The sequence below is a fragment of the Paenarthrobacter sp. RAF54_2 genome (assembly GCF_052113945.1).
GTDB lineage: Bacteria > Actinomycetota > Actinomycetes > Actinomycetales > Micrococcaceae > Arthrobacter.
This window is the reverse complement of record NZ_JBFRDV010000001.1, coordinates 108516-132968: the sequence shown is the minus strand read 5'-3', so window position 1 is coordinate 132968 and position 24453 is coordinate 108516. Positions and strand designations below refer to the sequence as shown.

The window sequence follows — 24453 nt, the reverse complement described above, 5'->3', positions numbered from 1 at the left end:
CCATGACCACTGACGTTCAGGACACGCTGTTCAGCATCGATGAAACAGCAGAAACAGCGCACGACGGCGGCCTGCCGCCCGGGTTCCGACTTCAGCGTTTGGAACTGCTCAACTGGGGCACGTTCCACGGCGGCGTGCGGACGTTCCGTTTGGACGGCGCCAACAGCCTGTTGACCGGCGATATCGGCTCCGGAAAGTCGACCGTTGTGGACGCGATCACGACGCTCCTTCTGCCGGCCAACCGCATCGAGTACAACAAGGCCGCAGGCGCGCAAAAGCGGGAACGAACGCTGATGTCCTATGTGAGGGGCTTCCATAAGAGCACCCGGAGCACTGGCGGCGAGTACTCCAAGCCCGTGGCGCTGCGGCCGCCCGGCACGTTGTCAGTGGTCCTCGGCGTCTTCCACAACGCTGTGCTCAACAAGACCGTGACGCTGGCCATCACCCTCTGGACGATGCAGGAAGCCGGGCAGCCAACACGGTTCTACTCTTTGGCTGAGAAAGAGCAGTCGATCGCCAACGATTTCTCCAACTTCGGCCAGGATCCGGCGAAGCTGAAGAAGAAGCTACGTGCTGAGGGCGTCACCGTTCACGACACCTTCGATCCGTATGCGGCCGCATTCAAGCGCCACTTTGGCATCAGCGGCAATCAGGCGATGGAGCTGTTCCACCGCACAGTTTCCATGAAGCAAGTGGAGAACATCACCCACTTCGTCCGGACCAACATGCTGGAAGACGATGACGTCGAAGCGAGGATCAGCAAGCTGATCGGCCACTTTGACGATCTCAAGAAAGCACACGAAGCCGTAGTCCGGGCCAAGGACCAGATCGAGCTGCTGAAGCCGATCCGGGAGGGCGCCGCCACGCACCAGAAGCTTAGCGCGGAGGAAAACCAGGCACGCAAGCAAAGGGATCAGCTGCATCCTTGGTTCACGGATCAGCAGTTGACTCTGAGTCTGGAACATCAGGACGAGCTGGAGCGGACGGGACAGAAGCTCCGCGAAGACAGCACCCAGCTGAGCTCGGACATTGCCCGGTTGCGACACGAACTCGCGATCGTGCAAGAGGACATTCGGACCAGTGGTGGCGGGAGGCTTGCAGCCATCGACTCGGAAGTGGCGCAGCTTGAAGAGGCGTCTCAAACGCAACGCAAGCGCTTCGAGCAGTACACAAGTGCCGCCGTCGAACTTGGATTGAACACTCCCGAAGACCGGGTGCTCTTCGACGCTAACCGGCAACGCTTAAGCCAGGTTGAGCAGGACCTTGCCGCCCAGGCCGTGGAGTTGCAGGACCGGCGAACGGCTTTGCATTCGGAGCTCAGGGAGCTGGCCGCGCGCAGGGAGGACCTCGACGCCGAACTGGCCAGCCTTGGCTCCCGGCAGACTCTGCTGGCTCGTCCGCAATTGGAGCTGCGGCGTCGTATTTGTGACGGCACCGGCATTGCCGAGTCGGCACTCCCCTACGCTGCCGAACTGTTGCGCGTCCGCGACGGCGAGTCCGAGTGGGAAGGCGCGGCTGAACGTACGCTGAGGAGCTTTGCGCTTCAGCTGCTGGTCTCCGCTGAGCACTATGCGGCGGTGAGCTCATGGGTGGACGCGAATGATCTCAAGGGCAAGCTGGTGTACCGGCGGATTGGTGACTCGTACCCGCAACGGCCTCCCGCACCCGGGACGCTGGGCGCGAAGATTGCAATCAAGCAGGGCACGCCGTTCCGCGATTTCCTGCTGGATGAGCTCAGCACCAGGTTCGATTATGTCTGCTGCGACACCATGGAGGACTTCCGCAGGCATCCCAAGGCGCTGACTGTTAATGGTCAGTTGAAGGGCTCGCGGGGAAGGCATGAGAAGGACGACCGCACTGGCCTGACGGACCGGCGGACGTTTGTCCTGGGCTGGGACAACCACGAGAAGATCGTGCGGATTCGGGCTGAGCGGGACGACGTTGACGGCAAACACCGCAGTGTCGGGACCCAGCTGGCGAAGGTCGACGCGTCGCTGGGTGACGCCGCCCGACTGAACCGCTTGCTGGGCAATGTAGGGTCTGTGACCGAGTTTTCGGAGATCAGCTGGCAGGTGACCGCTCGCCGGGTCCAGGAGCTCAAGGATGAGAAGCTGCAACTCCAGCAGGCGAGCAGCGTGCTGCAGCAGCTGGCGATCAAGGAGTCTGAGGTCGCTGCCAGGATCGAGAAGCTTCAAGAGCGCTCTGACAAGGTTCGCGAGCGGATTGGGGCCAACGACAAGGACGCCCGGGACATCGCAACGGTGATCGAGGAATGTCGCCTGACCTTGAAGGAACAACCGCTAACGGACGACGGCGACGTACTGGCTGCCGTGGCGCGGCTCACCGCCGAGACACTCGGTCAAAAGTCGCTCACGTACCGGAATACCGTTTCTACGGAAAGCTCGGTTCGTTCGGGGCTGACCGGAACGATCGATGCGTTGACCAAAAAGATTGCCACGGCTGCGGCTTCTACGGTCAGGCTCATGGCGGACTTCCGCAACAAGTATCCGAACGAGACCACGGATATTGACGCGACGCTGGAGGCTGCGGAGGAGTTCAACAGGCTGCTCGAACAGCTGGAGCGCGATGACCTTCCCAGGTTCGAGGCGCGTTTCAAGGATTCCCTGACGCAGAACACCATCCATGAAGTGGTGGCATTCAACGCCTTCCTGGACAGCCGGCGGCAGGACATCGTGAACCGGATCAGCGAGATCAACCTGTCCTTGGCGGAGATCGAGTACAACCCGGGCAGGCACATCCAACTGGAGCATCAGAACTCCACGGACCTGGATGTGCGGCAGTTCGGGATCGACCTGAGGGCTTGTTCCGAGGGCACCATTGGCGATGATGATCAGTACTCGGAGCAGAAGTATCTGCAGGTGGAACGGCTGATCGAGCGTTTCCGTGGCCGTGAGGGGTTCACCACCTTGGACGAGCGTTGGACGTCCAAGGTGACGGACGTGCGGAACTGGTTTACGTTCTCGGCATCGGAGAAGTGGACCGAGACGGGCGAAGAGTTTGAGCACTTCACGGATTCGGGCGGCAAGTCCGGCGGACAGAAAGAGAAACTTGCGTACACGATTCTGGCCGCGGCGTTGGCGTTCCAATTTGGGTTGGCTTCTGTTAAAGGCGCCTCACGCTCCAGCGCAGGCGGCCCTGCCAAGGGGAGGAGCTTCCGGTTTGTGGTGATCGACGAGGCGTTTGGTCGTGGCTCTGACGAGTCGGCACGGTACGGGATGGAGTTGTTCCAGCGAATGAAACTGCAGCTGCTGATCGTCACACCACTTCAGAAGATCAACGTCATCGAGCCGTTTGTGGCACACGTGGGCTTCGTCGCCAACACCAACGGCAACGACTCTCAGCTTCGCAACATGACTATCACCGAGTACCGCGAAGAACGGGAGAAGCGTGCCGGCTAAATCTGCTCTTGCTCGTCGTTGGACGACGTTGGCGGGGCTGCGATCGCTGTCTGTTGCCGCTTGGGACCGGGGCCAGCTCCTGCGGGAGGCTCTGGAGCCGACTGACCTGTACCCACGGCGTCGAGCGTTGAAGCGCCCAACCGCCACAGAGCTGCGGGACGATTACGCTGCCGCCCGCGAATGGGCTGCTGAGCTGTTCGCCTCCGCAGGGCCCTACAGTCTGGAGACGGTCGACGTCGGCCGCACCACTATCGGGTCAAACCAACTTCCCGCTGTGGCCGTGTTTGATTCGGTGGAGGACGAAGTTGCGTTTGTTGGTAAGTCGCGGGAGTTGGGACGGTTTCGTTCTCTTGCTTCTTCGCTTGTAGCTCTGGATCCTGCTCTTAAGGCATGGGCTTTGAAGCGACCACTTGCTCTGTTGGAGCTGGGCGACGCGGCATTGACTGCTGCCCGAGTGGCGCTGTGGCTCCGCGACCACCCCTCCCCTGGTGTCTATGTGCGGCAGTTGAGCCTGCCTGGTGTTCACACGAAGTTCATCGAGACGCACCGTCGGACAATTGATGAGATGGTGGGGACGCTGGTGCCCGCGGAGGGTTCGGGTGCACCCACCGTCGAAGCGCCTGACGACGCACTGCTTGACGTGGCTGAGTCTTCGGCTCCCGATGATCCCTTGCTGGGACGATCGGCTGCCCGAACTCCGGCTGCTCGGTTCGCGGAGCGCCACGGCTTCCTCCATCAGCCGGAGCAAGTCCGCTTCCGTGTGCTGGATTCGGCGATCCCCTTGCTGGGTGATGCCCGGGACATCACGGTGACGGCCACAGCGTTCGAGTCCCTCAAACTTCCGGTGAGCACAGTGTTCATCACGGAGAACCTCGTGAACTTCCTGGCCCTCCCTGACCGGCCTGACACTCTGGCCATCTTCGGGGCCGGCTACGGCTTCTCATCTCTCCGGGATGCGGCATGGCTGCACGACTGTGAGGTCCTGTACTGGGGTGACTTGGACACCCACGGTTTCCGCATCCTGGATCAACTGCGCTCAGTTCACCCGCATGTGTCGAGCGTACTGATGGACGAGGAAATTCTGCTGGCGCATCGGGAGGCGTGGAGCGTGGAGGCAACTCCTTCACGGGCTCTATTGACCCGGCTTACTGCTGAGGAAGCGCACGTCTACGAGGGATTGCAGGGAGGCAGCTATGGGGACAGAGTTCGGCTGGAGCAGGAGCTGATTGGCTGGGAATGGGCGCTGCGGAGGCTTGCGGCCTGATCGTCGTGCTCTGCGTACAGTTGGGCATGGAGGTACAAACCTAGGAGAACAAGCAAATGCAGATGCCCAAGCCCTCGGACGCCGACAAGGAACGCTTTCGTTCTGTGCTGCCCGATCATCCGGATGTCATCGTCAAGCCGATGTTCGGCAATCTTGGCGCCTTTGTGAATGGCAACATGTTTGCGGGACTGTTCGGCCCCACCATCGGCGTCCGTCTTTCCGACGCCGACAAGGCCGAGCTTGAGGCTGATCATGAAACTCAGCCCTTCGGCCCTGACGAACGTCCCATGGGCGGATACACCGGTCTTCCAGAAGCTTGGAATAATGACGCCGAGAAGGCGGAACCGTGGGTGGCCAAAGCCTTTGACTACGTGGCCGGGCTCCCGGCTAAGAAACCCAAAGCACGGCCTTCCAAGAACTAGACACCGCACCCTCGCCAAACAGTCCCTTTCGTGCTGAGATCAAGCCATGCCCTCGATGAATGGACGAACAGCGCTGGTAACCGGCGCTACGGGTGGTCTTGCTAAGGCCATCGCCACTGCGCTAGCACGAGAAGGTGCGACCGTCGTCGTAGTTGGACGGACAGAAGCTCGGGCCGAAGAAGCTTTGCGCGAGATCCAGGCGGCGGTCCCGGGCGCAACCTTGGAGCCTCTTGCCTGCGATCTCTCAAACCAAGCGTCAATTCGCTCGGCCGCTGAGGAGTTCCTTTCCCGGCACGACGAGCTTCACGTGCTCGTCAATGCGGCCGGCGTTTTCCGCAAAGAACGCCACGTGACCGCGGATGGCCTCGAGCTCACGTTCGCCACCAACGTGATGGGCTACTTCCTTCTGACGAATCTGCTCCTGGATGCGCTCAAGCGCGGCGCGAGCAGAGATGAGGGGCAGCCGTCGCGGATCGTCAACATCGCTTCCAAATATTCGGGCGGCCCCTCGGTGACAAAGATCGATTTCGACGACCTTCAAACCGAGAAAGGCAACTACAGCTACCTCCGCTCTACCCCACCAACAATGCTCGGCCGTGTTCTGTTGACGCAGGAGTTCGCGGAACGCCTTCGCGGATCCAACGTTGTGGTGAACGCAGTGCATCCCGGCCTCGTCAAGCACACCGGTCTCCTGCAGGACGTTGGCGGACTTTTCCGCTGGATGACAAATACCTTCGGCAAGCCCGCAGAGAAGGCGGCCGATACGGCTGTTTGGCTGGCCACGTCGCCAGAGGCTGCGGCGGTGTCCGGCAAGCTCTGGGCCAAACGCAAGGAACTGCCGACGCCGGGCATGGGCTCTGATCCCGACGCCCGGATGCGGCTGTGGGAAGAGTGCACACGACTGTCCAAAATACTGTGACCTGACGGCCAAAACCCAGCCCGACTGATCTCCCGGCTTCGGGCCCGATCCACACCTTCCGAAACGGTCTGCCCGCTTCGGAAGGCCTGGATTAGATCGCTCCTTGGTCCGGCCGAATCAGACGCCGTTGAACATGTAGAGAGCCTGGACGCGTCCGTCGTCGCTAATAAGAAGGAAGTCACGACCAGTGGCGACCGTCTGCCCAGAGGGGGTTTCGACTGACCATTCGAGCTRCAATGTGTTGTGGTTAGCGGTCACGTCACCGGATGTGAAAGAAAGTCCGTTCCCTTGGATGTTCTCCGTATTTACGCGCTTGATGTTGCTCTCAATCGCTTCGACTCCACGGAATTGCACATTCGCGGGGACCGCATAGTGGACGGCACTCTCCGTAAAGACCTGTCTGGCCAACTCGTGGCGACGATCATCATCGGTAGTCATCCAGGCTTCGAAGTACGCTGCGGCTAGATCTTCGGATTTCATGTTTGTTCCTTCTTTCTTCCCCGGGCTCATTTGCGGACGGACATGTGTCCTTGAGTGCGAATCAGCCACGAGAGCCAACTCTCTGTTGACAATGTCAACAGAGTAAACAATTGCTGTTGACAGTGTCAACTCATCAACAATCAAGCTGCATTGCCGTAGGTAGGATGGTTGACCATGGACTCTTTGCCCAGCGAGACTCGATCGAAACTATTGGCGGCAGCGAGCGATCTGCTGACCAAGGGTGGCCCCGATGCGGTGACCTTGCGGGCCGTGGGCTCACAAGCGGGCTTGTCCCGCACGGCCGCATATCGACATTTCAAAGATAAAGACGATCTCCTAAGCGCCGTTGCAGCAGAGAATCTTGATTATCTAGGCGAGCAGATGCGTTTAGGAGCTGCGTCTGGTGTGGGTGATCGCACGCCGCTTTTGGGCGCCCTTCTCGGTTATACCGAAGGCGCAATGGCGCGCCCTGCCCATTACCGCCTTGTATTCGGCGACTTCCAAATTGGCAATCCGAGTCGCGATCTTGAAAACGCCGCGACCACTTGCACGGATTACTTGTACACGCTGGTCTCGAAGGGACAGCTGGACGGTTACGTAGTTTCGGGCGATGTCCGCGAGATCACAGCGCTCGTGTGGGCGACGGTACATGGCTTAGTTGATCTGACCCTTGCTGGGCATCTCCGCGAGCCGAGAACTGTGGATGGAGCAACGAAGATGCCACGCCTGGTCGGGCTTGCCTTGCAGGCCGTGACGCCGTCGCAGAGTCGATGAGAATCCATACCAGAACCAGCAGCGACTTCAATCAGATACAGCGAACCTGGGTTTCCCTGGGTAGAGACCGGAAGCGGCTGTGGGAAGAGTGCACGCGACTGTCGAAAATCCTGTGAGCTGCAGCCAAAACCCCACGTCAACTGACCTCCCGCACCCGCATCTCCAAGCGTAAGATCCACCCCATGGGACGCACCCCGGAAACGGTCATCATCGGCGCAGGCCAAGCAGGACTCGCGACGAGCTACTGGCTGACTCAGGCCGGCGTCGAGCATCAAATCCTGGAGCGGCGAGACTCGCTGGGTGGTGCTTTCCAGGACCGGTGGGACGGGTTCTACATGAACACGCCGAACCTGGCGCTGGGCCTGCCGGGGATGCCGTATTCCGGTGAGGAACCGGACGCGTTCATACCGCGGATCGCTGCTGTGAATCTCTTCAGAAAGTACGCGGAAGTGATTGATGCTCCGGTTCGCACCGGCGTCGAGGTTACGCGGCTGGCAGCCGCGGCGGATGGGTTCACTATCGAGACGTCGCTCGGCCACATGCAGGCACGCAACGTCGTCCTGGCGACGGGCGCCTATCAGGTACCCAAGTTTCCCGCCGTTGCGGGCAACCTCCCGCCGAACGTCTTCCAGCTCCACACGCACGAGTACCGCAACCCCCAGCAGCTGCCCGATGGCGCTGTGCTGATTGTCGGGACCGGGCAGTCGGGCGGGCAAATCGCTGAGGAGCTGCACGCGGCCGGTTGCGAAGTACATCTCGCCGTCTCCACGTGTCCTGAAGCGCCGCGCCGTTACCGCGGCCACGACCTCATCTACTGGCTGCTGGAAGTCGGCAAACACGGGCCGGACTACGGCATCAACGCCCTCACCCGCGAGGGACTTCCCTCTCCCGCGGCCCGTTTCGCCTGCAACCCTTTGCTTTCCGGCACAGACGGCGGCCACAACATCCATCTCCGTGAGCTCGGCCGCCGCGGCATGCACCTCCACGGCCACCTGGAAAACATCGACGACGGCGTCATCACCTTCAGCGACGACCTCCCCGAACGCCTCGCAACAGTCGAGTCAACCTTCGCCCAGCGCTCTGGACGCGCCATCGAGGCGTACATCGCGGCCGCAGGCATCGAAGCCCCCGAGCAACCACCGGAGCCCGAGGACGATTGGCTGCCCGCCGAACCAGCCACGCTGAACCTTGCCGCCGCGAACATCACATCCGTCCTGTGGGCGACCGGCTACAAGCTCGACCTGAGCTTCATCGACATGCCCGTGCTGGATGAATGGGGCTACCCGCGGCACTCGCGCGGTGTCATGGAACTCCCTGGCCTGTACACGGTGGGCCTGCCGTGGCTCACGCGGCACTACTCTTCGATCGTCGGCGGGGTAGGCCTGGATGCGGAGTACGTGGCTGGCAGGATTGCTGGGGCCTGAGCAGGCCTCTCCCCCCTCGCTGCAGGCATAGTGCTGTGGCTCGGTGGCCTCGGACGGCGAACGTCCGAGGCCACCAATTCAAGTTAGGGTGCGATCTTGATTGTTGCCGCTGGCTGGAGTATAGGGTTCGTTATTGTCACCGTCACGGGCCCCGGCGCCACATCGAAATTCACAAAGCCCCGCATCTTGTCGCCAGCAGGGACGTCACCAGACCCGAGGGTTCCGTCACCAAAAAGCTCCATGTCACCCTTGCGCCCATCGGCATCCTTCACGGTGAAGTACAAGGAGTTGGCCTTAGTTGTCCCCTTTTCGGTCTCCCATAGAACATCCATCTGGAGGAACTTTCCGGCCTTCGGCTTCGGAGCAAACTGATTAGTGCTCACCGAATCTACAAACTGCGCCGTCACAATGGTGATCTTAGCGACGTTGCCGCCGCCCATGTCAGCAGTAAAAGGCTCACCAACCTTGGGCTCGGCGGCCTTGCTTTCCGCAGGCTGTGACGCAGCGGATGAACCACCTCCAGCGTTTCCTGTTGTCGATCCGCTGGCACCACATCCTGCGAGCACCGGGATAGCTATGAGCGCCATAAGTGCGAATAATTTCTTCATTGAAACCTTCCTTTAGCTATGCGAATGGTATTGAGATCATCAAAAGAGTCCCCAATAGGGGAAGCATATATACAGACTGCCATGTTTGTTGATTAAGACATGCGATATTTCAGAAACACAGTGCTGTTATGTCAGGCGAATGCCGCTAACCCTTCTTGGCGTCAACGACGAAGCCAGAGCCCAAGCAGCCAAAACACCAATGAGCAGATCGCACCTGACTCGCTAGTAATGAATTACCGATAGTCGAATATAGAATGGTGTCCGATTGTTCTAGGGATTGTGAGAAAAAATGGCTGCTTCCTATCGCTAAAACGCTGGGCTCTAATTCGGTCGGGAGATACTAGGCATCAGCCCTGTTTCTATTGCTTCGTCCATGCACCGCATCGCGTAGTCTTGAAGTCCTGCCCGGCGACGAGCGTAACAGTAGGGCGCCCACCGCTCACGATGTCGTTGTCGATGATGTCCGATCCGTTCGACCCCGTGCGATAAATACCCCAATAGCAGCTGGACGAGACCTCGGTGTCCGTTCGGTAGGTACCTGGCTCAATATCCACACCCACCGTCCAAGTTCCCTCCCGAACGGTGTTCGCGGCCTTTTGCTTTTCAGCCGCCGTCACAGCCTCTTCGCGCTTCTTTACTGCAGCTTCCGCGACCTTGACCGCTTCCTCGCGCTTTGTGAGCTCCTGACCGGACGCCGTCACTCTGACCTCGCGTGCTTTCATGCCATCTTCAAGGGTCTTGTACTCTGTCTTGGCTTTGTTAAGTTCGGTGGTCAGGCGGACATTGTCGGCCTGCAGACTCTTGTATTCCCCGCTGCTTTTGGGGTCCGGCAGAATCGACCCCAAGAACACTGCCGCGCCTAGCAGAGCGGCTGACAAAGCGGCCACCCAAATCCATCGCCGATTGCGGCGCGGTGTCGACGGAGTCACATCATCGGACTCCATCACATTTCTTGATTGTTCCAATGAGGGCATTGACTCCGTCGTCCGATTCTGCCGTCTGCGCCAGCCCAACTTTTTGACTGACAAGGAGGCCGTCTCCATTTCATCCGAAGCACTCTCGTTCGGTTCAGGGCTGGGGGTGACTTTCTCTTCCTCGTGTTTTGGAGGTTGGGCAGGCATTTCGGGGACGCTCTGCCCGGTTTCGTTGATGGTCATGAATCTCCGTCGTGGTGGGGTAAATGAATGCTCGCCTGCAGGAGCGGGCTAGGCGAAGTGACGCTCATAGCGTCGGAGAATCTTCGGATCTACGCGCCTACACGTCTGTGAAGCGCAACACGACGTTCATGCCCGTATTTGGGTGGTAGCTCCAAGACACAGAGAAGTTGTCCCAAGATTCACGTTGCGTTCCGTCCAGAGCACGAGTCGATTTCATCTGTTCCTGAACGTAGTCGGGAACATTGACAGCTTTGAGGGCGCACTGGATGTCGCTCCAGGCCAAGCCGTTGAGGTCATCTTCACCTTTCCCATCAAGTGAGAGGCTGCGTCCTTCGTCGCCCAATTTTGCTGAAATCGCCTTCCCAGACAACTGGCACTTGTTCACGGCATCGGCCAGGGGCTTTGGCTTCTTCGCTTCCGCCTCAGCTGCCGCTGAGGCCTTGCCCGCTTCGACCATTCCGCCAACAGTCACAGTCCCGAGGACTCCCAAAAGGAGACCAATGACTAAGCCAATGGCTCCAAAGATGTATGGCTTAGAATAGCGCTTTGGTGGYGGCGATGGCGCCTCTCCATCGGTTGCTGCGGGAATTAGAACGCTGCTTTGTCGTTGCTGAATTGCGGCACCGTCGGCAGGACTGCTATCGCGGGGTACTCCGCTTCCGGGCTCGTGCTGAGGTACTTCTGGGATGGTCATTGTTCTCCAGAGGGATGCGATGTGGAGGATTATGGGCAGGGCAAAGCAAGATGAGAAATTCAAGAACGTAAGGCATAGGCCGCATGGGGAACGAGCCTTTGACAGGCGTGTAAGGGGAAGGTCAGGCTTTTGGGAAGTTGGGCCCGTTCCGGCACGCAAAGGGATGCCATGCCGGCGATGCAGCAAGCCAAAGAGGCCTTCGATTATTAGGCATGTAAATCATCCCCCAGATCAGAACCGATACCGGTCGCATCCGCGATCGAAGTGAACGACCACTCTGCTGGACCGATGGAAATGAGTGTATATGCCTGCAACTGAAATGCTAGTTTTACGAAAGAGCGCGCCACTAATCGCATATTTGTGACGAATGTCTAGGTTCGACGTGCTTCGCCACCGCAGGCTGCAGCAGCAAGCTCGACGATGAAGGCAGCTGCAACACACTCAGAATGCACGGCGCGACTCACTAGCGTGGGCGCAATCCGATTCTGCAGCTGACGAACTCCCTCTCCCTCGTCCCTCCCCAAGCGTATGGTTCACCCATGGGAGCAATCCGCGCGTTCTTCCTTCCAGGCAGCGTCCTTCCTGCTGCGCCCGCCTACACCGACCTCATACAAGCGCTGGGCCCTGACGTGGACGCGTTTGCAAAGGACCTGGACCTCTACGAGGCCGACGAGCCGCCGCCCGATTGGTCCCTTGATACCGAGGTCGATGGCGTCCTACGCGAAGCAGACGCCAAACAATGGGACACGTTCCACCTTGTCGGCTACTCGGGTGGCGGAGCGGCAGCCCTCGCCTTCGCCGCCAAGCACCCCGAGCGCCTGCTCAGCCTGACCCTCTTGGAGCCTGCCTGGGCGGGAGACTGGGATTGGAGCAAGGCACACTCCCGATTCTGGAAGCGGATTGAAGACCTCGAATCGCTGCCGCCAAAGCAGTTCATGGAGGCTTTCGCGAGGCTGGCGGTAAGGCCCGACGTCGTCCTTCCGCCTCCGCCTGCGGGCGACCCGCCGCCATGGATGGCCAAGCGACCTGCCGGAATTCGAGCGTTCCTGCGTGATTTCGAGAAGTACCGCCTGGACCGCGAGCAACTCAGCACGTTTGCAAAACCAGTCTTGTTCGTGCTCGGAGGACTCAGCAACCCTGACCAGTACGGGGATATCGCAGATCGACTGTCCCAGGTTTTTCCGGACTATCGCGTGGAGGTGTTTGAGGATCGTCACCACTTCGATCCCCCGCACCGGATCGAACCCGAACGGCTCGCGGCTGTTCTGACGGAGCATTGGAAGCGCGCCGAGGAGAGCAAACACACCGACTGAGCCGGGAGCAGATCTTATTGCGCCGACATATCCCCCACCCCAGGCGTCCCCTCAACCAACGCGTAGCGCTGCATCACGGCCCCCTTCGGCGAGGCGACCACCGGCTCGATGAGTCGTAGGTTCGTCGGAACCACCCCATCGGCGAAGACCTTCTTCCCTCCACCGAGGAGGATCGGATACACCCAAAGCGTGAGCCGATCGAAGAGCCGCTCGGCTAACAGGGTCTGCACGAAGTCGAGACTGCCGATGACGTGGATGTGCTCATGCTTTTCGCGCAGTTCGCGCAAGGCAGCCACCACATCAGGACCGAGCTGAGACGAGCCATCCCACTCAAGGTTCAACGCCTGGCGCGAGGCCACGTACTTCGGGATGCGGTTGAACAGCTGCGCTATGCTTCCGTCCTGGTGTGGCCAGTACCCGGCAAAGACGTCGTAGGTGCGGCGCCCAAGAAGCAGTGCGTCCATCCCCTCCATCCCGGATTCGACCTGTTCGCCCACCACGTCGTCGAACAGCGGCGCCTGCCAGCCCCCAAACGCGAAACTACCCTCCGGATCTTCTTCAGGTCCGCCCGGCGCTTGCGCGACGCCGTCGAGCGTGGTGAACAGGTCAATGTGGATGAGTCCCATGCCGGGCTCCTTCTCGTCTGCCCGTCGTCACCCCGGCGACGGGATCACTCCGAGGCTTCCACAGGATGCTTTGCGAAGCAACGGCTAATGGAGAACATCGACGACGGCGACTCCACCTGCCGCTGTCACCCGCCAAACGTTCAGAGGACGCACCGGCCCCTAAACTTTCTTGAGCTCCAACTGGGGTGCCGGCTTCCGGAACCCTCGGGTCAAGAAGGCAAGATAGACCAACCCCACCCGCCCAAGCGAGCCCGAACGTGAACGACAACCCGCTCAGGCTCCTCCATCCCCAAGCCGACAGGGCGAAACCTGTGCCCGATTTACTGCCCCATGAGACTGTCGTTCTCGGCTAGAGCCGACATTCACGGGAGGTCGCATGGCTCTTGGCAGGCACAACCAAGCCGCCCGGATGTCTGTCAGAGCCGCAACCCCGGGACGCCACGCCAATACCTTATCTACTGGCTGATGCCGGGTCGGCAATCATGAATCACTCGCGTCGGACATCTGAGTTGATGCCTCCTACGCCATGGCAGTCCTTGGTCCGCCTGGATAGAGGCAACAGCAGTTGCAGCGGTCTTGCTACCTGCGTCTTCGCATGGCTTGGTTCCGATTTAACTTCCATGACAGAGTCGGGGAATCGAGTCCTAGCGGCCCGATGCCAGCAAGGATGTACACTCCAGCAGGTGAGACGGTGCAGCCCGGAATTACGACGACATCCCATTACCTTGGAACGAGGCTCTCGAAAATACCAGCCGCCACGCGTTCGGACATTATTCGCAGATGGGGGTGCAGGTCGGAGCCCGTCGATACGATCTACCCATGACCGAAGAACAAGAGATTGCGAACCCTGGATCGAATTTCTCCCAGGTGCTGGATGCCGCTGCGAAGCTGCCGGGTGTGCGGATCGACAGAACCGCCTACCTCCGGGCAGCGCTCAAACGTTACTGCACAGAAGAGCAGATCGAGAAGGCAATCGCCGATAGTCCAGCGGCAGCCGGTATCCCCCTCAAGGCTATTACTGAGATCGCAAACACCTCCATCACTTATGAGACCAGCAAGGTCACCGGACTCTCGGCCCTCGCTGGTATCCCCGGCGGTTTGGCAGTGGTCGGTACTGTGCCAGTCGACCTCGCACAGTACATGGGACACCTGCTTCGGATTGCCCAGAAGCTTGCCTACATCTACAGTTGGCCGGATCTATTCGATGATGGTGCCGAAGAAATCGATGAGGCAACCGAGAGCATGCTGGTGCTCTTCGTGGGTGTGATGTTCGGCGTACAGATCGCTCAGGGTGGAGTGGCAAAAGTTGCAAACATGATCGCCGCCAATGTGGCTAGGAAACTACCCCAACGGGCACTCACCCAAGGGGTCATCTACCCAATCGTGAAAAAGGTCGCCGGCTATCTGGGTGTGGCCATGACGAAGAAGCTCTTCGCCAGCGGAGTCGCGAAGGCCATCCCAGTCGTCGGCGCACTCTTCTCTGGAGGTCTCACTCTGGGCACATTCCTCCCGATGTCCAAGCGTCTGCAAAAGCACCTCGCCAGCCTGGAATTGACCAAGCCCGGACACAGGGCCGAAAGCACCGAGATTATTGACGCCGAGGTTATCAACTGAATGACACAGTGGCTGAATGCTGACCGCAACCGCCTGGGGAGCCCTAATTGAAAAATGCTAGTTCGACACCACTGACTCGCTCGTGCGTTCCACTACCCAGAAACTCCCTGCACTGGATCGAGCCCGATGGCCTCGGGGGCCTGCTTCGTGAACATTGGAGCAGGGCCGAGTCGGGAACCAAACCTTAGACTCCTCAAGCTCCAACTGCGGCGCAGGCTTCGGGATCCGTCGGTCAGTAGGGCAAGAATTCCACACTCGCCCAAAACAATGCGAAGCCGTCGAAGATGTCCCGAGATCTTGGCAACGGTGTACGTTAGTTTGATTGGGAAAATAAAAATGGAAGGCGTTTCTATCCCATGCGCTCGCAGGAACGCGAGATTGAAATCGCGGCCAAATTAGTCCGTCTCGATGCCAAACGCAGAAAAGCTCTCACTACTTACGGCGACCTGATTCGCTTTGACTTTAAGTGGGCGGCCCCGGAGGACCACTTAGAGTCGATTTTGCGAAACGTTGCCAACAAAATCGGATCCCTTTGGGACCCAAGACTCGCCCTAGAATTACAAATAACTGGCTGGTCCGCGCATGCCGAGAAGTACGTTCCCGTTCTGACTCGCCTCGCTTCATTAGCGTACGGCGAAATGTTACGCGAGACGTCGGCACTTCCAATTTGCGAGGTAGTTGAATACCTTGAGCTGCTGGCCACCCCGGCAGCACTTCCGGTCGAGGTCGCAACTCTTACCGTTAATTCCGGGTTGGCAGGACTCCTCATCAAGCGAACGGTCGCCGCTGCAGCGGCGCTCGATCGCGAATGTGACGATATCTCTCCTTACTCTCTCCGTTTAAGTGGCGGTTTGAACTGGCATCCCGCACCGCAAGCGGGTATTCAAGACCACGCGCCTTGGGTGGCAGGCCTGGCACAATTGCACGGCTGCTTGGCCGGGTGGGATGCAGCATGGACCCTTCCACCGCGGCCACCCCTTACTGCAGATGTTGGGCCAAGGTGCGCCTATTTCGCCCCTTTGGCCCTGCTGATGTTCGGGTGCCTCTCTTGGATGAATCCTGCATTGGGAATCGCTAGATGGATCAACTCGGGTATGCCAACTGAAGACCCCGCCCTCAGGCTCATAAAGCGACACTGGGGGAAGTGGGCCCTCGCCCCGGCAATCGGACACGACACGTGCTCGTTCTGGACTTACGGTGCAGGTCGGGAGATCTCTCTCGGTTTAACGAAAAACCAAACAAACCTGGAGGAAACCGTAAAAGCTGGCCGAGCATATTTGTCTTCTTCCGAGTATGGCCGCAGACAATTGGAATTCGCTGGACAACTTCATATGCAGACACACATTCAGTGGCAACTGTTGGGGGACGGCAATGTAGATCAAAATTATACTGTTCTCAAGAACGAGAGGCACGCCGTAATCCTTCTTGGCAAGTACAGTGGCTGGTGGTCGATATTACAAATCGAGGGAGATAGGCTGCAGCGAGAGCGACCGGACGAAGACTTGAAGGTAAAAGTCGTCTCGCCAGGAGTCGGTCTCCTCGGTGAATTCCGACGTTCACCCGTCACGGAAAGATGGCACGTCGCTACTCATGAAGCACATCTACTTGGATGGACAGCCGAATAGCGCGTATTTCGAGGACCTGCGATCTGCTCTTTAACAGCATCCCGCCTCGAGGGACCGACGTTATCTGCCCCGTATGTAAAGGGCGACGTAAAAAGGACGATCGACGAATGCACCACACCGCTTCCGGACTCAAAAGGTGTAGCTGGAACATTCTGGGGACGGTTGGAGCGAGAGCGATTGGAAAATGCGAGGCGTGACACTATGCCGTTTCGGGTACCAACCCTACACATCGTGCAACGAAAAACCACGACACAGCCCACCGCGGAAGCGGTCAGCAGTGTTGAGCTTTGGAGTGGCTACCCCTCGTGACACACTGACGTCGGGACTCGGAGCGTGGAGACAGGTCCACGCCGGGCTGCCACGTAAGAATAGTCAACTTGTCCCGCGAGCCGGCGTGGTCGCGGCTGGTGGACCGATATTCTGGGCTGACCATGAACGCAGAAACCACTGTCACCCACAGCCCCTACGTGAGGTCCAGACCACGCAAGCCGATCAAGATTCTTGACCTCTTCGCGGGTGCAGGCGGACTAACTCAAGGTTTCTACGCAGCCTCTCCACGGTTCAAAACAGAGAGGGCAGTCGAGTTCGAGCCAGCTGCCGCGGCATCTTTTGCTGCCACATTTGGAAATAAGGTCTACCCAGGACCCATCCAAGACTGGCTTCGAGAGGAAACTGTTCCTTCTGTCGACGTCGTCATTGGGGGCCCTCCGTGCCAAGGCTTCTCCCAGCTAGGCAAGCAAGATCCTGAGGACGTACGGAATCAAATGTGGCAGCCCTACGCTGAAGCACTCGCACGGTCGAAGCCGAAGTACTTCATCGTTGAGAATGTTCCGGCCTTCGCCAAATCACAGCAGCTTCAGGATTTTCAGGATGCAACGGCTAGAGGCGGGATCATCCAGGAGTACACCTTTCAATGGCATGTTTTGAACGCCGCCGACTACGGTGCTCCTCAAGCTCGTAAGAGAGCAATACTAATAGGCCACCACCGGGACCTTGCTTTTCCAGGTTTTCCGATGCCGACGCATATTGGCCGCCATCAAAGCGTGCGCCAAGCGTTGAACGGGATTGAGCTGCAGGTAACCGACACTCTCCTTCCGGATCGGATGACTACTTTCGCGGGTCGGGCGTTCGCTGGCGCCTTCCAGACTTCGGAGCTCCACCTGGCGCGCGACTACGCGGAGCTTTCTTTGAATCGCTTCGTAAATATTCCTGCTGGCGGGAACAGATTTGATCTCCCTGAGGCGCTGCTGGCCCCGTGCTGGGTGAAGCATAAGAACGGATCTGCTGATGTAATGGGGCGCTTGCACTGGGACCGCCCGTCGGTGACGGTCAGAACCGAATTCTTCAAACCGGAAAAGGGCCGGTATCTTCACCCAACCGAGCACCGTGCGATAACCCATCTCGAGGCGGCACGCCTTCAAGGCTTCCCCGATGACCGCCTATGGATAGGTTCGAAGACATCAATTGCAAAGCAAATCGGCAACGCTGTTCCTGTTGCACTCGGTCAGGCCATCGCTTCTCAACTGTTGAAACATTTTTGAAAAGTCGCACGCAGAATGCGAATAAGCTCCCGAATGTCAGCCGCCGATGGTATTCATGATCTTGTAGCTCTCCTGGATGGCAGGGCTAGGTTCGCATCGGGAGCAGCAGGGGGAACTAACCGTGGGACAGGGTCAATGGGAGGGAAGCACGTCTGCTCTCGGCAGGTTCGTAGCGGCTGAGACTGAAAGTGCTCTAAACGCATACAGGGCACGCCCGGACCTCATTCGCGAACATAGCAACATCGAAGCAGCGATCTCGCAGGGCGGGTATGGCCGTAAGCAGCTCAACGAGCTTGTCCAGAACGCTGCAGACGCCATTTCGGATCCTGGCGGCCGCATCCGCATCGTTCTGACCCAAGACTCGTTGTACTGCGCCAACGAAGGAGTACCTTTCACCGAGGCTGGCTATCGGACGTTGATGCTCTCCCACTCTTCGGAAAAGAGAGATGACCAGATTGGTCGGTTTGGTCTTGGCTTCAAGTCCGTAATACAGATTTCTGATGAGCCCCAAATCTTCAGCCGCAGCGGATCCGTCTCATGGAGCCAGACCCACAGCCGGAACTTGCTTGAAGTCCTGCAGCCGGGCTTAAGCTCCTACCCAATCCTGCGTTTGGCTGCGCCAATCGATCCCAGGAGGCATGCAGCCCAGGACTCGTCATTGGCTGAACTGATGGAGTGGGCAACTACAGTCGTCAAGCTTCCCCTTGCAGGTAAGGGCAGCTGGCTTTCAGAAGAGATGAAGGATTTCCCAGAAGAATTCCTCCTCTTCTCCGAATCAATAGGATCCCTCGAATTTGAGGACCGGGTGCAGAACACGTCGGTGACGTGGACGGCCAGTCGAGACGAGAATCGTGTCGCTCTTAGCTGTGGGGCCACAGGCAGTGAGTGGCTCATCTTCAGCCACAAACACGAAGTCAGCCCTCAAGCTGCAGCCGAGGCGGGAAGTATCGTCGCAAGACAACAAGTAGATGTGACGTGGGCTGTGCCTATGACAGGCAACCAGCGACGCAAAATGGGACGCTTCTGGAACTACTTCCCGACGCAGCATGAGACTTCACTTCGCGGCATCATTAACGCGGCCTTCAAGATGAACGAGGACCGTCACAGCATGCTGGAGTCCCAATACAATCGCGAGATCCTGGCCCGCACTCTTCCCCGGATGGTCGCAACCGCCCTGCCATACCTCGGGACGCCCGAAGATCCTGCTCTGTTTCTGGACATTCTTCCGTCGCGGGACAAGGAGTCAAGCTCGTGGGCAGACTCTGTCATCAACAAACCCATTTTCGAGATACTGCCATTCGCACCTTGTCTGCCCGACAGATCAGGCGTACTCAGGCGCCCCAGCGAAATCAAGGTGCAGCCCGCACTTGACGAAGCCACGCGACTCATGACTCTCTGGGACTCATGGGTCACCGCTGACCGGCATTGGCTTCATCCGTCGGCTTTACGAGGACGAGAGTCCCAAGTTGTGCGCATTCTCAAGGAAGCCAATCTCAAGCGCGCCTCAATCGAAGACTGGCTGGAAGAAGTTGTTGTAGGCGGCGACCTTCAAGACTACGAGAATGCTTTGCAGCTCGCCGCCATGATCGACAAATCCTACCCGGACTACCGCGCCGCAATGCGGCGTAGTCGAGTTGTACTGATGTCGGACGGAAGCATCCAAGCGCCAGTCATCTCGCGAGTGTTCCTCCCTATGAGCCCCGACGACGATTCCCCCAACCTTGTGTCCTATGAACTGATGCATCATGGGAATGCGAACGCCCATCTCCGTGCACTTGATCTTCAAGCCCAAGATGGCCGCGGCATCGTTACCCGTTATGCGAGCGATGTCGCACGCGACTATTCAGATCGAGATCTAGCTGAATCTTTGTGGAGATTGACACGCTCCCTGATGGTTCCTGAGAGTCTGTCCATCCTGAATGACAGGACAGAGCCCGCAAGAATTCTTGTGCGGTGCCGCGACCATCAATGGCGTCCCCTTGGGGACCTTTGGGTATCCGGTGGATTGATACCTCAGTCAAGCATCGGGGATGAGCACGTCTTGGTGGACGAGCAGTACCATGCACATGACCTCACACTGATGCGAAACCTAGGCGTACGAACATTGCTCGCCGAACCCCACATGGCACACGGAGGGGAAACTTACGATCTTTGGAGGACGCACGAGTCCGATCGTATCTCCGTGTCAAACCAGATTTCAGGGTCCGGTGTGCGGTTTAACCAGGCATTAACCACTGATGGGCTCCACCTTCTAACTAAAGCTTCAGCCATCACTCGCGCCCGGGTTACTCGGACGATACTGAGCCGGACCCAGTATCCGACGAAAATTGAGTTCAGCAGCGGTTATCGGGCAGCGGAGAGTATCGAGGGCCCGGACCTGTGGTGGGTAAGGAATTACGGCTCTTTTGAGACTCCGCTAGGGTTGGTCGACACTAAACATTGTGTGGGCAAAGTTGATGGGATCCCCCTCGACTACTTGCCGTTTCCCGGCGAGTCAGAAGCGATGGCCCTACGCCTGCCAGCGGACCCTGGGCGGATTGAATGGAGCGTCGTCCTTTCGCACGCCGAGAAGTGCCTGCCGATGTCGAAACTCCATGAACTCTATGGGGCCCTTGCTGCCCTGGATGTGCGGGCACCTAGAGAACTGTTAGTGCCGCTCAGCGGAGGACGAAATTCCCGGTATCGTACCCAGGACTTGATAAGCGCAACGGACGTCAAAAGCCGCGACTATCTCGTGGAAATAGCCAACGTGCCTGTCGTTTACACGGGGCACTCAAATCTAGACTCAGCGCTCGTGGACAACTGGGGACTGAAACCGACATCCATTGAGTTCCACATATCGGCGCGTGCTACTCCTATTGAGGGCGAAGAGCCGGAGACTATAAGGTCCCGATTTCCATTTCTCAAACGCGCAGCAAGCGAAGTTGCAGTGCAGACGCTCTGCGTTCCTTGCATCTCCGTCGACGAGGTGCGCACAAATAGCTTTGACTCTCGCGCTGAGGCCACCCCGAGGGTGTCCGTCCTACAGGACGGAGTCCTGTATTACCGGGCACCTCAAGGGGAACAGGCACTGCTGACCACAATCCTCGGCGTCTTTGGCAGCAAGAAGACCGCATCGCAGGTCATGCAAGCGATGCGCGAGCTAAAGAAGGATGATGCAGCAAGCACCCGAATCCGCAATGCGAACAAGCAAAAGACAGATGCGGGCAAAGTCGCCGAGCTCGTTGGACGGGACACCCTTCGAACACTAATCCCCGATGCCGTCACACGGATGTTGGAGGCGAGGGAACTGGAGCTTACTGACGAACGTCTCTTCGAGATCGTAAGCAACTTACACGGCAGCAGCCTTCTCAAAGTGCTTAAGCCTGCACTATCCGAGGAAGGCATCGAAGCACCTGATCATTTCCGTGGAGGCCGGACAGCCCAAGAGTTCGTGAAGGAGCTCGGCTTCTCCCCTGCTATGGCTGGCGAATCAATCAAGAGGAAGCCTGAGCGGGAGGAGTTCGTCGGACCGGTTGGCTTGAACCCGCTGCACCAATATCAGGAAACAACTAGCAGAAAGATTGTCAACCTACTAGCTGGACGGACCAAACACAGCCGTGGTTTGGTGCAGCTTCCAACCGGCGCTGGTAAGACACGCGTGGCCGTGGAATCCGTCATCCGTGACATCGCTACCAGTCCCAGAGAAGAGCACAGACTCATCATCTGGATAGCGCAGTCGGAGGAACTCTGCGAGCAGGCGATAGAGACCTGGACATATGTGTGGCAGGCGGTCGGTTCTGCGGGGGAACGGATGGCAGTCAGCCGGCTTTGGGGAGGTAACAAAGCCATTCGAGAGGAGACCAAACTTCACCTCGTCGTCGCGACAATCCAGACACTTGCCAGCATCCAGCAAAACAGGCGCCAGATATACGAGTGGATGTCAGACCCTGATCTGGTGATCATCGATGAGGCCCATGGTGCGACAGCGACCTCCTACACACCCGTGCTCGCATGGTTCGGCCGCTCTTTCACAGACAAGTCTCGTTCACTACTTGGTCTCTCCGCGACACCCTATCGGGGCACAAATGAGAAGGAGACGGAAAGGCTCGTTGCCCGATTTGGCAGGAACCTTATTGAGCCTGATGAGTTCAGCGCCGATGACGCACACGAGTATCTACAGGGCCTAAGAGTTCTGGCACGAGTCAAACATAAGGAGCTGCAGGGCATCGACCTCACGTTAAAGGACATGCGCTCGGCCTCCGACGAAGAATCGCAGAGTGCCATGCTTGAGGCACGTCTCGACCTCCAACAGGTAGCAGACAGCACAAAGCGGAACGAAGCCATCTTGGACCACATCCAATCCTCCGAGACGAAAGGGCCCACTCTCGTTTTCGCCGCCTCTGTTGAGCATGCTGAAGCCCTTGCCGCGGTTTTATCTGTGGAAGGCATTCCAGCAGCCGCTATTTCAGCAAAGACGGATCCCGGCCACCGGCGGTCAATCATCGAGGACTTCCGCAACGGCAAGATCCGAGTGCTGACCAACTTCGACGTACTCACTCAAGGTTTCGACGCGCCCAAGGTCGACGCTGTTTACGTTTGTCGGCCGACCTTCTCACCCAATAAGTACATCCAAATGATCGGCCGCGGGTTGCGTGGGCCGCTCAACGGAGGCAGCGAAGAAGTGCTCATTGTTAACGTCAAGGACAACCTGGACCAGTATGGCCACAAACTTGCCTTCACACAGCTGGACTACCTATGGAAGCAGGAGGCAATAGGTGCTCGCTGAGATTGCACTCGACAAAAGCCAGCGGGCGGTAGCGGAGGCCGAACCGGATGCACGACTATTTGTGACGGCCGCCGCTGGTCAGGGCAAGACCGAGGTCCTTCTGGCCCGAGTAAAGACGCTGGTGGAGGATGGGCTCAATCCTGCCGACGAGATCCTCGTACTCAGCTTTTCGCGGGCGGCTGTCGAAGCTGTCAGGAAACGGGCACGCGCCCATGATCTCGATGGACTCCAGATTCGCACCTTCGACTCCTTTGCGGCGCAGATTCTGATCGACATGGACGAAGAGACTCTAGGCAACAGCTTTGACGCCCGGATCCGAAAAGCCACAAAATACATTGCTGGAGACGAGGTACCCGATCGGCTCACTTATCTGAAGCACATCCTGGTCGATGAGGCTCAGGACCTCGTGGGAGACCGTGCGGAGCTCGTCTTGGCGTTGTTCTCCGTTCTCGGTGATGACCTAGGTTTTACAGTGCTCGGCGACCCCCTGCAGGGCATTTACGATTTTCAATTGGAAGAATCGGAGTCCCAACTCACTTCCGCGGACCTCGTCGAGACCCTCGTCAAGGAGTTTGGCGCCGAGCAACAAACGCTTGCAAAGCACTACAGGGCAATGACCGATCGCACGCGGGACCTCATCTCTGTTGGCGACGAGATCCGCAACCTGGGAGCGCTTGACAGTCCGGCGTGCGAAGCCGCACACAGCCTCCTGGACGACTTTCGCAGAGAAGTCTCCAGCACCTCCGTGTTGAACGAGTCCGGTGCGCTCAGTCCGAATGACGGCGACACGACCGCCTTACTGTGTTCGACCAACTACGAAGTCCTCGTCGCGAGTGAACTTTTGTGGGAGAACGGGTATCCGCACCTGACCCGGCGGAAGGCGCAGGAGATGAGCGTGGCCCCGTGGGTTTATCAGGTCTTCAAGGACTTGGAAGACAGGACGTATGCCGCGGATGAGATAAAGTTGCGCCTGCACCAACTCCTCGATGAGGCCGCCGCAGACCGCTGGCTCGCGCTGAAGACAGCCGAGGGCAACTTCTCCGCGTACGACTCACTTAACGTCACCGAGCTCAGCCGGCGGCTCCGCAGCAGATCGATCCCGTTAACCCTCACCGTGGCAGACGTCGCACCGTTGATCGTTTCGACGGTACATCGGGCAAAAGGGCTCGAGTTCACTAATGTCCTTTATCTGCAACCGGAGTTCGGATCTCCCGCCGCAGAACAGAACGCAGCCTCGTTGAAGCAGAAGTATGTAGCGCTGAGCCGGGCTCGAGAAGAAGTCGTGTCCACCAAACTGCCGAAAAGCATTCTCAAGCGCGCCGACAGGTCAACAGGGCGATGGCTCGAGAAGGCTTACGGGAAATTCGGTCAATACACGGCCAGGATGGAGTTCTTGAACTCCGACATCGATGATGTTGCGCCCTATTACCCGGTAAACGGAGACGCTCAGGCGGTGCAAGACAGCCTCGTACTGGATGATCTTTTGGGTGAAGTGGTTTCCGGCCGCTTCTTCTCCCAGCCTGAGCCCGGTGAAGTTCCCCGCTACACGCTAACTACCAGCGACGGCCGCGTGCTTGGCCGAACCAGTCAATCTTTTGCCTACGCACTGAAGCAGAATTTCGGCTTCAAAGGACACCGCGGCCATGAGTGGCCCAGCGCCTTTACCGGTGCCCGGATCACATCTATCGAGTGCGCCACCGGTCATCCGGAGGAGACCAAACTCGCAGGACTTGGCTCCTCTGGTATGTGGCTGGTGCCCCGGCTAACTGGCCTTATTAGCCGGATCAAGGATTAGGAGAATTACA

Annotated in this window: 17 protein-coding genes and 1 pseudogene; 13 read left to right on the top strand and 5 right to left on the bottom strand. The window is 58.5% G+C overall.

Features of this window, described 5'->3' with window-relative positions:
- The first annotated feature begins 2 nt into the window (after nucleotides 1–2).
- The 4 genes from AB4Y87_RS00570 to AB4Y87_RS00555 are packed head-to-tail and all read left to right on the top strand — an operon-like array spanning nucleotide 3 to nucleotide 6024.
- Nucleotides 3–3419 (top strand): ATP-binding protein, encoded by a 3417-nt coding sequence (locus AB4Y87_RS00570; protein ID WP_442002552.1) that lies wholly within the window; start codon nucleotides 3–5, stop codon nucleotides 3417–3419.
- On the top strand, nucleotides 3409–4683 hold the full coding sequence (locus tag AB4Y87_RS00565; RefSeq protein WP_442002551.1) for a Wadjet anti-phage system protein JetD domain-containing protein: 1275 nt from the start codon (nucleotides 3409–3411) through the stop codon (nucleotides 4681–4683). The genes AB4Y87_RS00570 and AB4Y87_RS00565 overlap by 11 nt, the downstream gene beginning before the upstream one ends.
- A 56-nt stretch (nucleotides 4684–4739) precedes the next feature.
- On the top strand, nucleotides 4740–5105 hold the full coding sequence (locus AB4Y87_RS00560; protein WP_442002550.1) for a TfoX/Sxy family protein: 366 nt from the start codon (nucleotides 4740–4742) through the stop codon (nucleotides 5103–5105).
- A 46-nt stretch (nucleotides 5106–5151) separates the two neighbouring features.
- Complete coding sequence (locus AB4Y87_RS00555) at nucleotides 5152–6024, top strand: SDR family NAD(P)-dependent oxidoreductase (protein WP_442002549.1); 873 nt, start codon at nucleotides 5152–5154, stop codon at nucleotides 6022–6024.
- A 117-nt stretch (nucleotides 6025–6141) separates the two neighbouring features.
- On the opposite strand, the gene AB4Y87_RS00550 is transcribed toward AB4Y87_RS00555, so the two are convergent.
- Nucleotides 6142–6504, bottom strand: coding sequence for a nuclear transport factor 2 family protein (locus AB4Y87_RS00550; protein ID WP_442002548.1), 363 nt, complete (start codon nucleotides 6502–6504; stop codon nucleotides 6142–6144).
- Nucleotides 6505–6678: 174 nt separating this feature from the next.
- On the opposite strand from AB4Y87_RS00550, the gene AB4Y87_RS00545 reads away from it, so the two are divergent.
- Nucleotides 6679–7278, top strand: coding sequence for a TetR/AcrR family transcriptional regulator (locus tag AB4Y87_RS00545; protein ID WP_442002547.1), 600 nt, complete (start codon nucleotides 6679–6681; stop codon nucleotides 7276–7278).
- A 182-nt stretch (nucleotides 7279–7460) separates the two neighbouring features.
- On the top strand, nucleotides 7461–8702 hold the full coding sequence (locus AB4Y87_RS00540) for a flavin-containing monooxygenase (protein ID WP_442002546.1): 1242 nt from the start codon (nucleotides 7461–7463) through the stop codon (nucleotides 8700–8702).
- Between the two features lie 83 nt (nucleotides 8703–8785).
- On the opposite strand, the gene AB4Y87_RS00535 is transcribed toward AB4Y87_RS00540, so the two are convergent.
- The 3 genes from AB4Y87_RS00535 to AB4Y87_RS00525 form a co-directional block, all read right to left on the bottom strand.
- Nucleotides 8786–9310: a DUF4352 domain-containing protein gene (locus AB4Y87_RS00535; protein ID WP_442002545.1), complete on the bottom strand. Its 525-nt coding sequence runs from the start codon at nucleotides 9308–9310 to the stop codon at nucleotides 8786–8788.
- Nucleotides 9311–9669: 359 nt separating this feature from the next.
- Nucleotides 9670–10467 (bottom strand): hypothetical protein, encoded by a 798-nt coding sequence (locus tag AB4Y87_RS00530; protein ID WP_442002544.1) that lies wholly within the window; start codon nucleotides 10465–10467, stop codon nucleotides 9670–9672.
- Between the two features lie 97 nt (nucleotides 10468–10564).
- Nucleotides 10565–11161 carry a hypothetical protein gene (locus AB4Y87_RS00525; RefSeq protein ID WP_442002543.1) on the bottom strand — a complete coding sequence of 199 codons (597 nt, stop codon included), beginning with the start codon at nucleotides 11159–11161 and terminating at the stop codon, nucleotides 10565–10567.
- A gap of 539 nt (nucleotides 11162–11700) precedes the next feature.
- Between AB4Y87_RS00525 and AB4Y87_RS00520 the strand changes: the two genes are divergently transcribed.
- Nucleotides 11701–12474, top strand: a complete 774-nt coding sequence (locus AB4Y87_RS00520; RefSeq protein ID WP_442002542.1) for an alpha/beta fold hydrolase — start codon at nucleotides 11701–11703, stop codon at nucleotides 12472–12474.
- 14 nt (nucleotides 12475–12488) lie between these two features.
- Here AB4Y87_RS00520 and AB4Y87_RS00515 read toward each other — a convergent pair whose 3' ends face one another.
- Nucleotides 12489–13100 carry a dihydrofolate reductase family protein gene (locus AB4Y87_RS00515; protein WP_442002541.1) on the bottom strand — a complete coding sequence of 204 codons (612 nt, stop codon included), beginning with the start codon at nucleotides 13098–13100 and terminating at the stop codon, nucleotides 12489–12491.
- Nucleotides 13101–13919: 819 nt separating this feature from the next.
- Here AB4Y87_RS00515 and AB4Y87_RS00510 point away from each other — a divergent pair.
- From AB4Y87_RS00510 to AB4Y87_RS00485, 6 genes and pseudogenes are all read left to right on the top strand, one after another.
- Complete coding sequence (locus AB4Y87_RS00510; protein ID WP_442002540.1) at nucleotides 13920–14714, top strand: hypothetical protein; 795 nt, start codon at nucleotides 13920–13922, stop codon at nucleotides 14712–14714.
- Between the two features lie 356 nt (nucleotides 14715–15070).
- The gene (locus tag AB4Y87_RS00505; protein ID WP_442002539.1) at nucleotides 15071–16339 is read left to right on the top strand and encodes a hypothetical protein; all 1269 of its coding nucleotides are present in this window, start codon (nucleotides 15071–15073) and stop codon (nucleotides 16337–16339) included.
- 431 nt (nucleotides 16340–16770) lie between these two features.
- Nucleotides 16771–17880, top strand: a complete 1110-nt coding sequence (locus AB4Y87_RS00500) for a DNA cytosine methyltransferase (protein WP_442002538.1) — start codon at nucleotides 16771–16773, stop codon at nucleotides 17878–17880.
- Between the two features lie 76 nt (nucleotides 17881–17956).
- Nucleotides 17957–18382: pseudogene (locus AB4Y87_RS00495) on the top strand (sacsin N-terminal ATP-binding-like domain-containing protein); the annotation flags it as partial.
- A 156-nt stretch (nucleotides 18383–18538) separates the two neighbouring features.
- Nucleotides 18539–22648: a DEAD/DEAH box helicase gene (locus tag AB4Y87_RS00490; protein ID WP_442002703.1), complete on the top strand. Its 4110-nt coding sequence runs from the start codon at nucleotides 18539–18541 to the stop codon at nucleotides 22646–22648.
- The gene (locus tag AB4Y87_RS00485) at nucleotides 22638–24443 is read left to right on the top strand and encodes a UvrD-helicase domain-containing protein (protein ID WP_442002537.1); all 1806 of its coding nucleotides are present in this window, start codon (nucleotides 22638–22640) and stop codon (nucleotides 24441–24443) included. The genes AB4Y87_RS00490 and AB4Y87_RS00485 overlap by 11 nt, the downstream gene beginning before the upstream one ends.
- Nucleotides 24444–24453: the final 10 nt, after the last annotated feature.

Bases quoted from the DNA above. Each gene is read 5' to 3' on its own strand.
- AB4Y87_RS00540 (WP_442002546.1), top strand. From the start codon at position 7,461: ATGGGACGCACCCCGGAAACGGTCATCATCGGCGCAGGCCAAGCAGGA.
- AB4Y87_RS00560 (WP_442002550.1), top strand. From the start codon at position 4,740: ATGCAGATGCCCAAGCCCTCGGACGCCGACAAGGAACGCTTTCGTTCT.
- AB4Y87_RS00570 (WP_442002552.1), top strand. From the start codon at position 3: ATGACCACTGACGTTCAGGACACGCTGTTCAGCATCGATGAAACAGCA.
- AB4Y87_RS00520 (WP_442002542.1), top strand. From the start codon at position 11,701: ATGGGAGCAATCCGCGCGTTCTTCCTTCCAGGCAGCGTCCTTCCTGCT.
- AB4Y87_RS00555 (WP_442002549.1), top strand. From the start codon at position 5,152: ATGCCCTCGATGAATGGACGAACAGCGCTGGTAACCGGCGCTACGGGT.
- AB4Y87_RS00515 (WP_442002541.1), bottom strand. From the start codon at position 13,100: ATGGGACTCATCCACATTGACCTGTTCACCACGCTCGACGGCGTCGCG.
- AB4Y87_RS00535 (WP_442002545.1), bottom strand. From the start codon at position 9,310: ATGAAGAAATTATTCGCACTTATGGCGCTCATAGCTATCCCGGTGCTC.
- AB4Y87_RS00510 (WP_442002540.1), top strand. From the start codon at position 13,920: ATGACCGAAGAACAAGAGATTGCGAACCCTGGATCGAATTTCTCCCAG.
- AB4Y87_RS00505 (WP_442002539.1), top strand. From the start codon at position 15,071: ATGCGCTCGCAGGAACGCGAGATTGAAATCGCGGCCAAATTAGTCCGT.
- AB4Y87_RS00530 (WP_442002544.1), bottom strand. From the start codon at position 10,467: ATGACCATCAACGAAACCGGGCAGAGCGTCCCCGAAATGCCTGCCCAA.
- AB4Y87_RS00545 (WP_442002547.1), top strand. From the start codon at position 6,679: ATGGACTCTTTGCCCAGCGAGACTCGATCGAAACTATTGGCGGCAGCG.
- AB4Y87_RS00500 (WP_442002538.1), top strand. From the start codon at position 16,771: ATGAACGCAGAAACCACTGTCACCCACAGCCCCTACGTGAGGTCCAGA.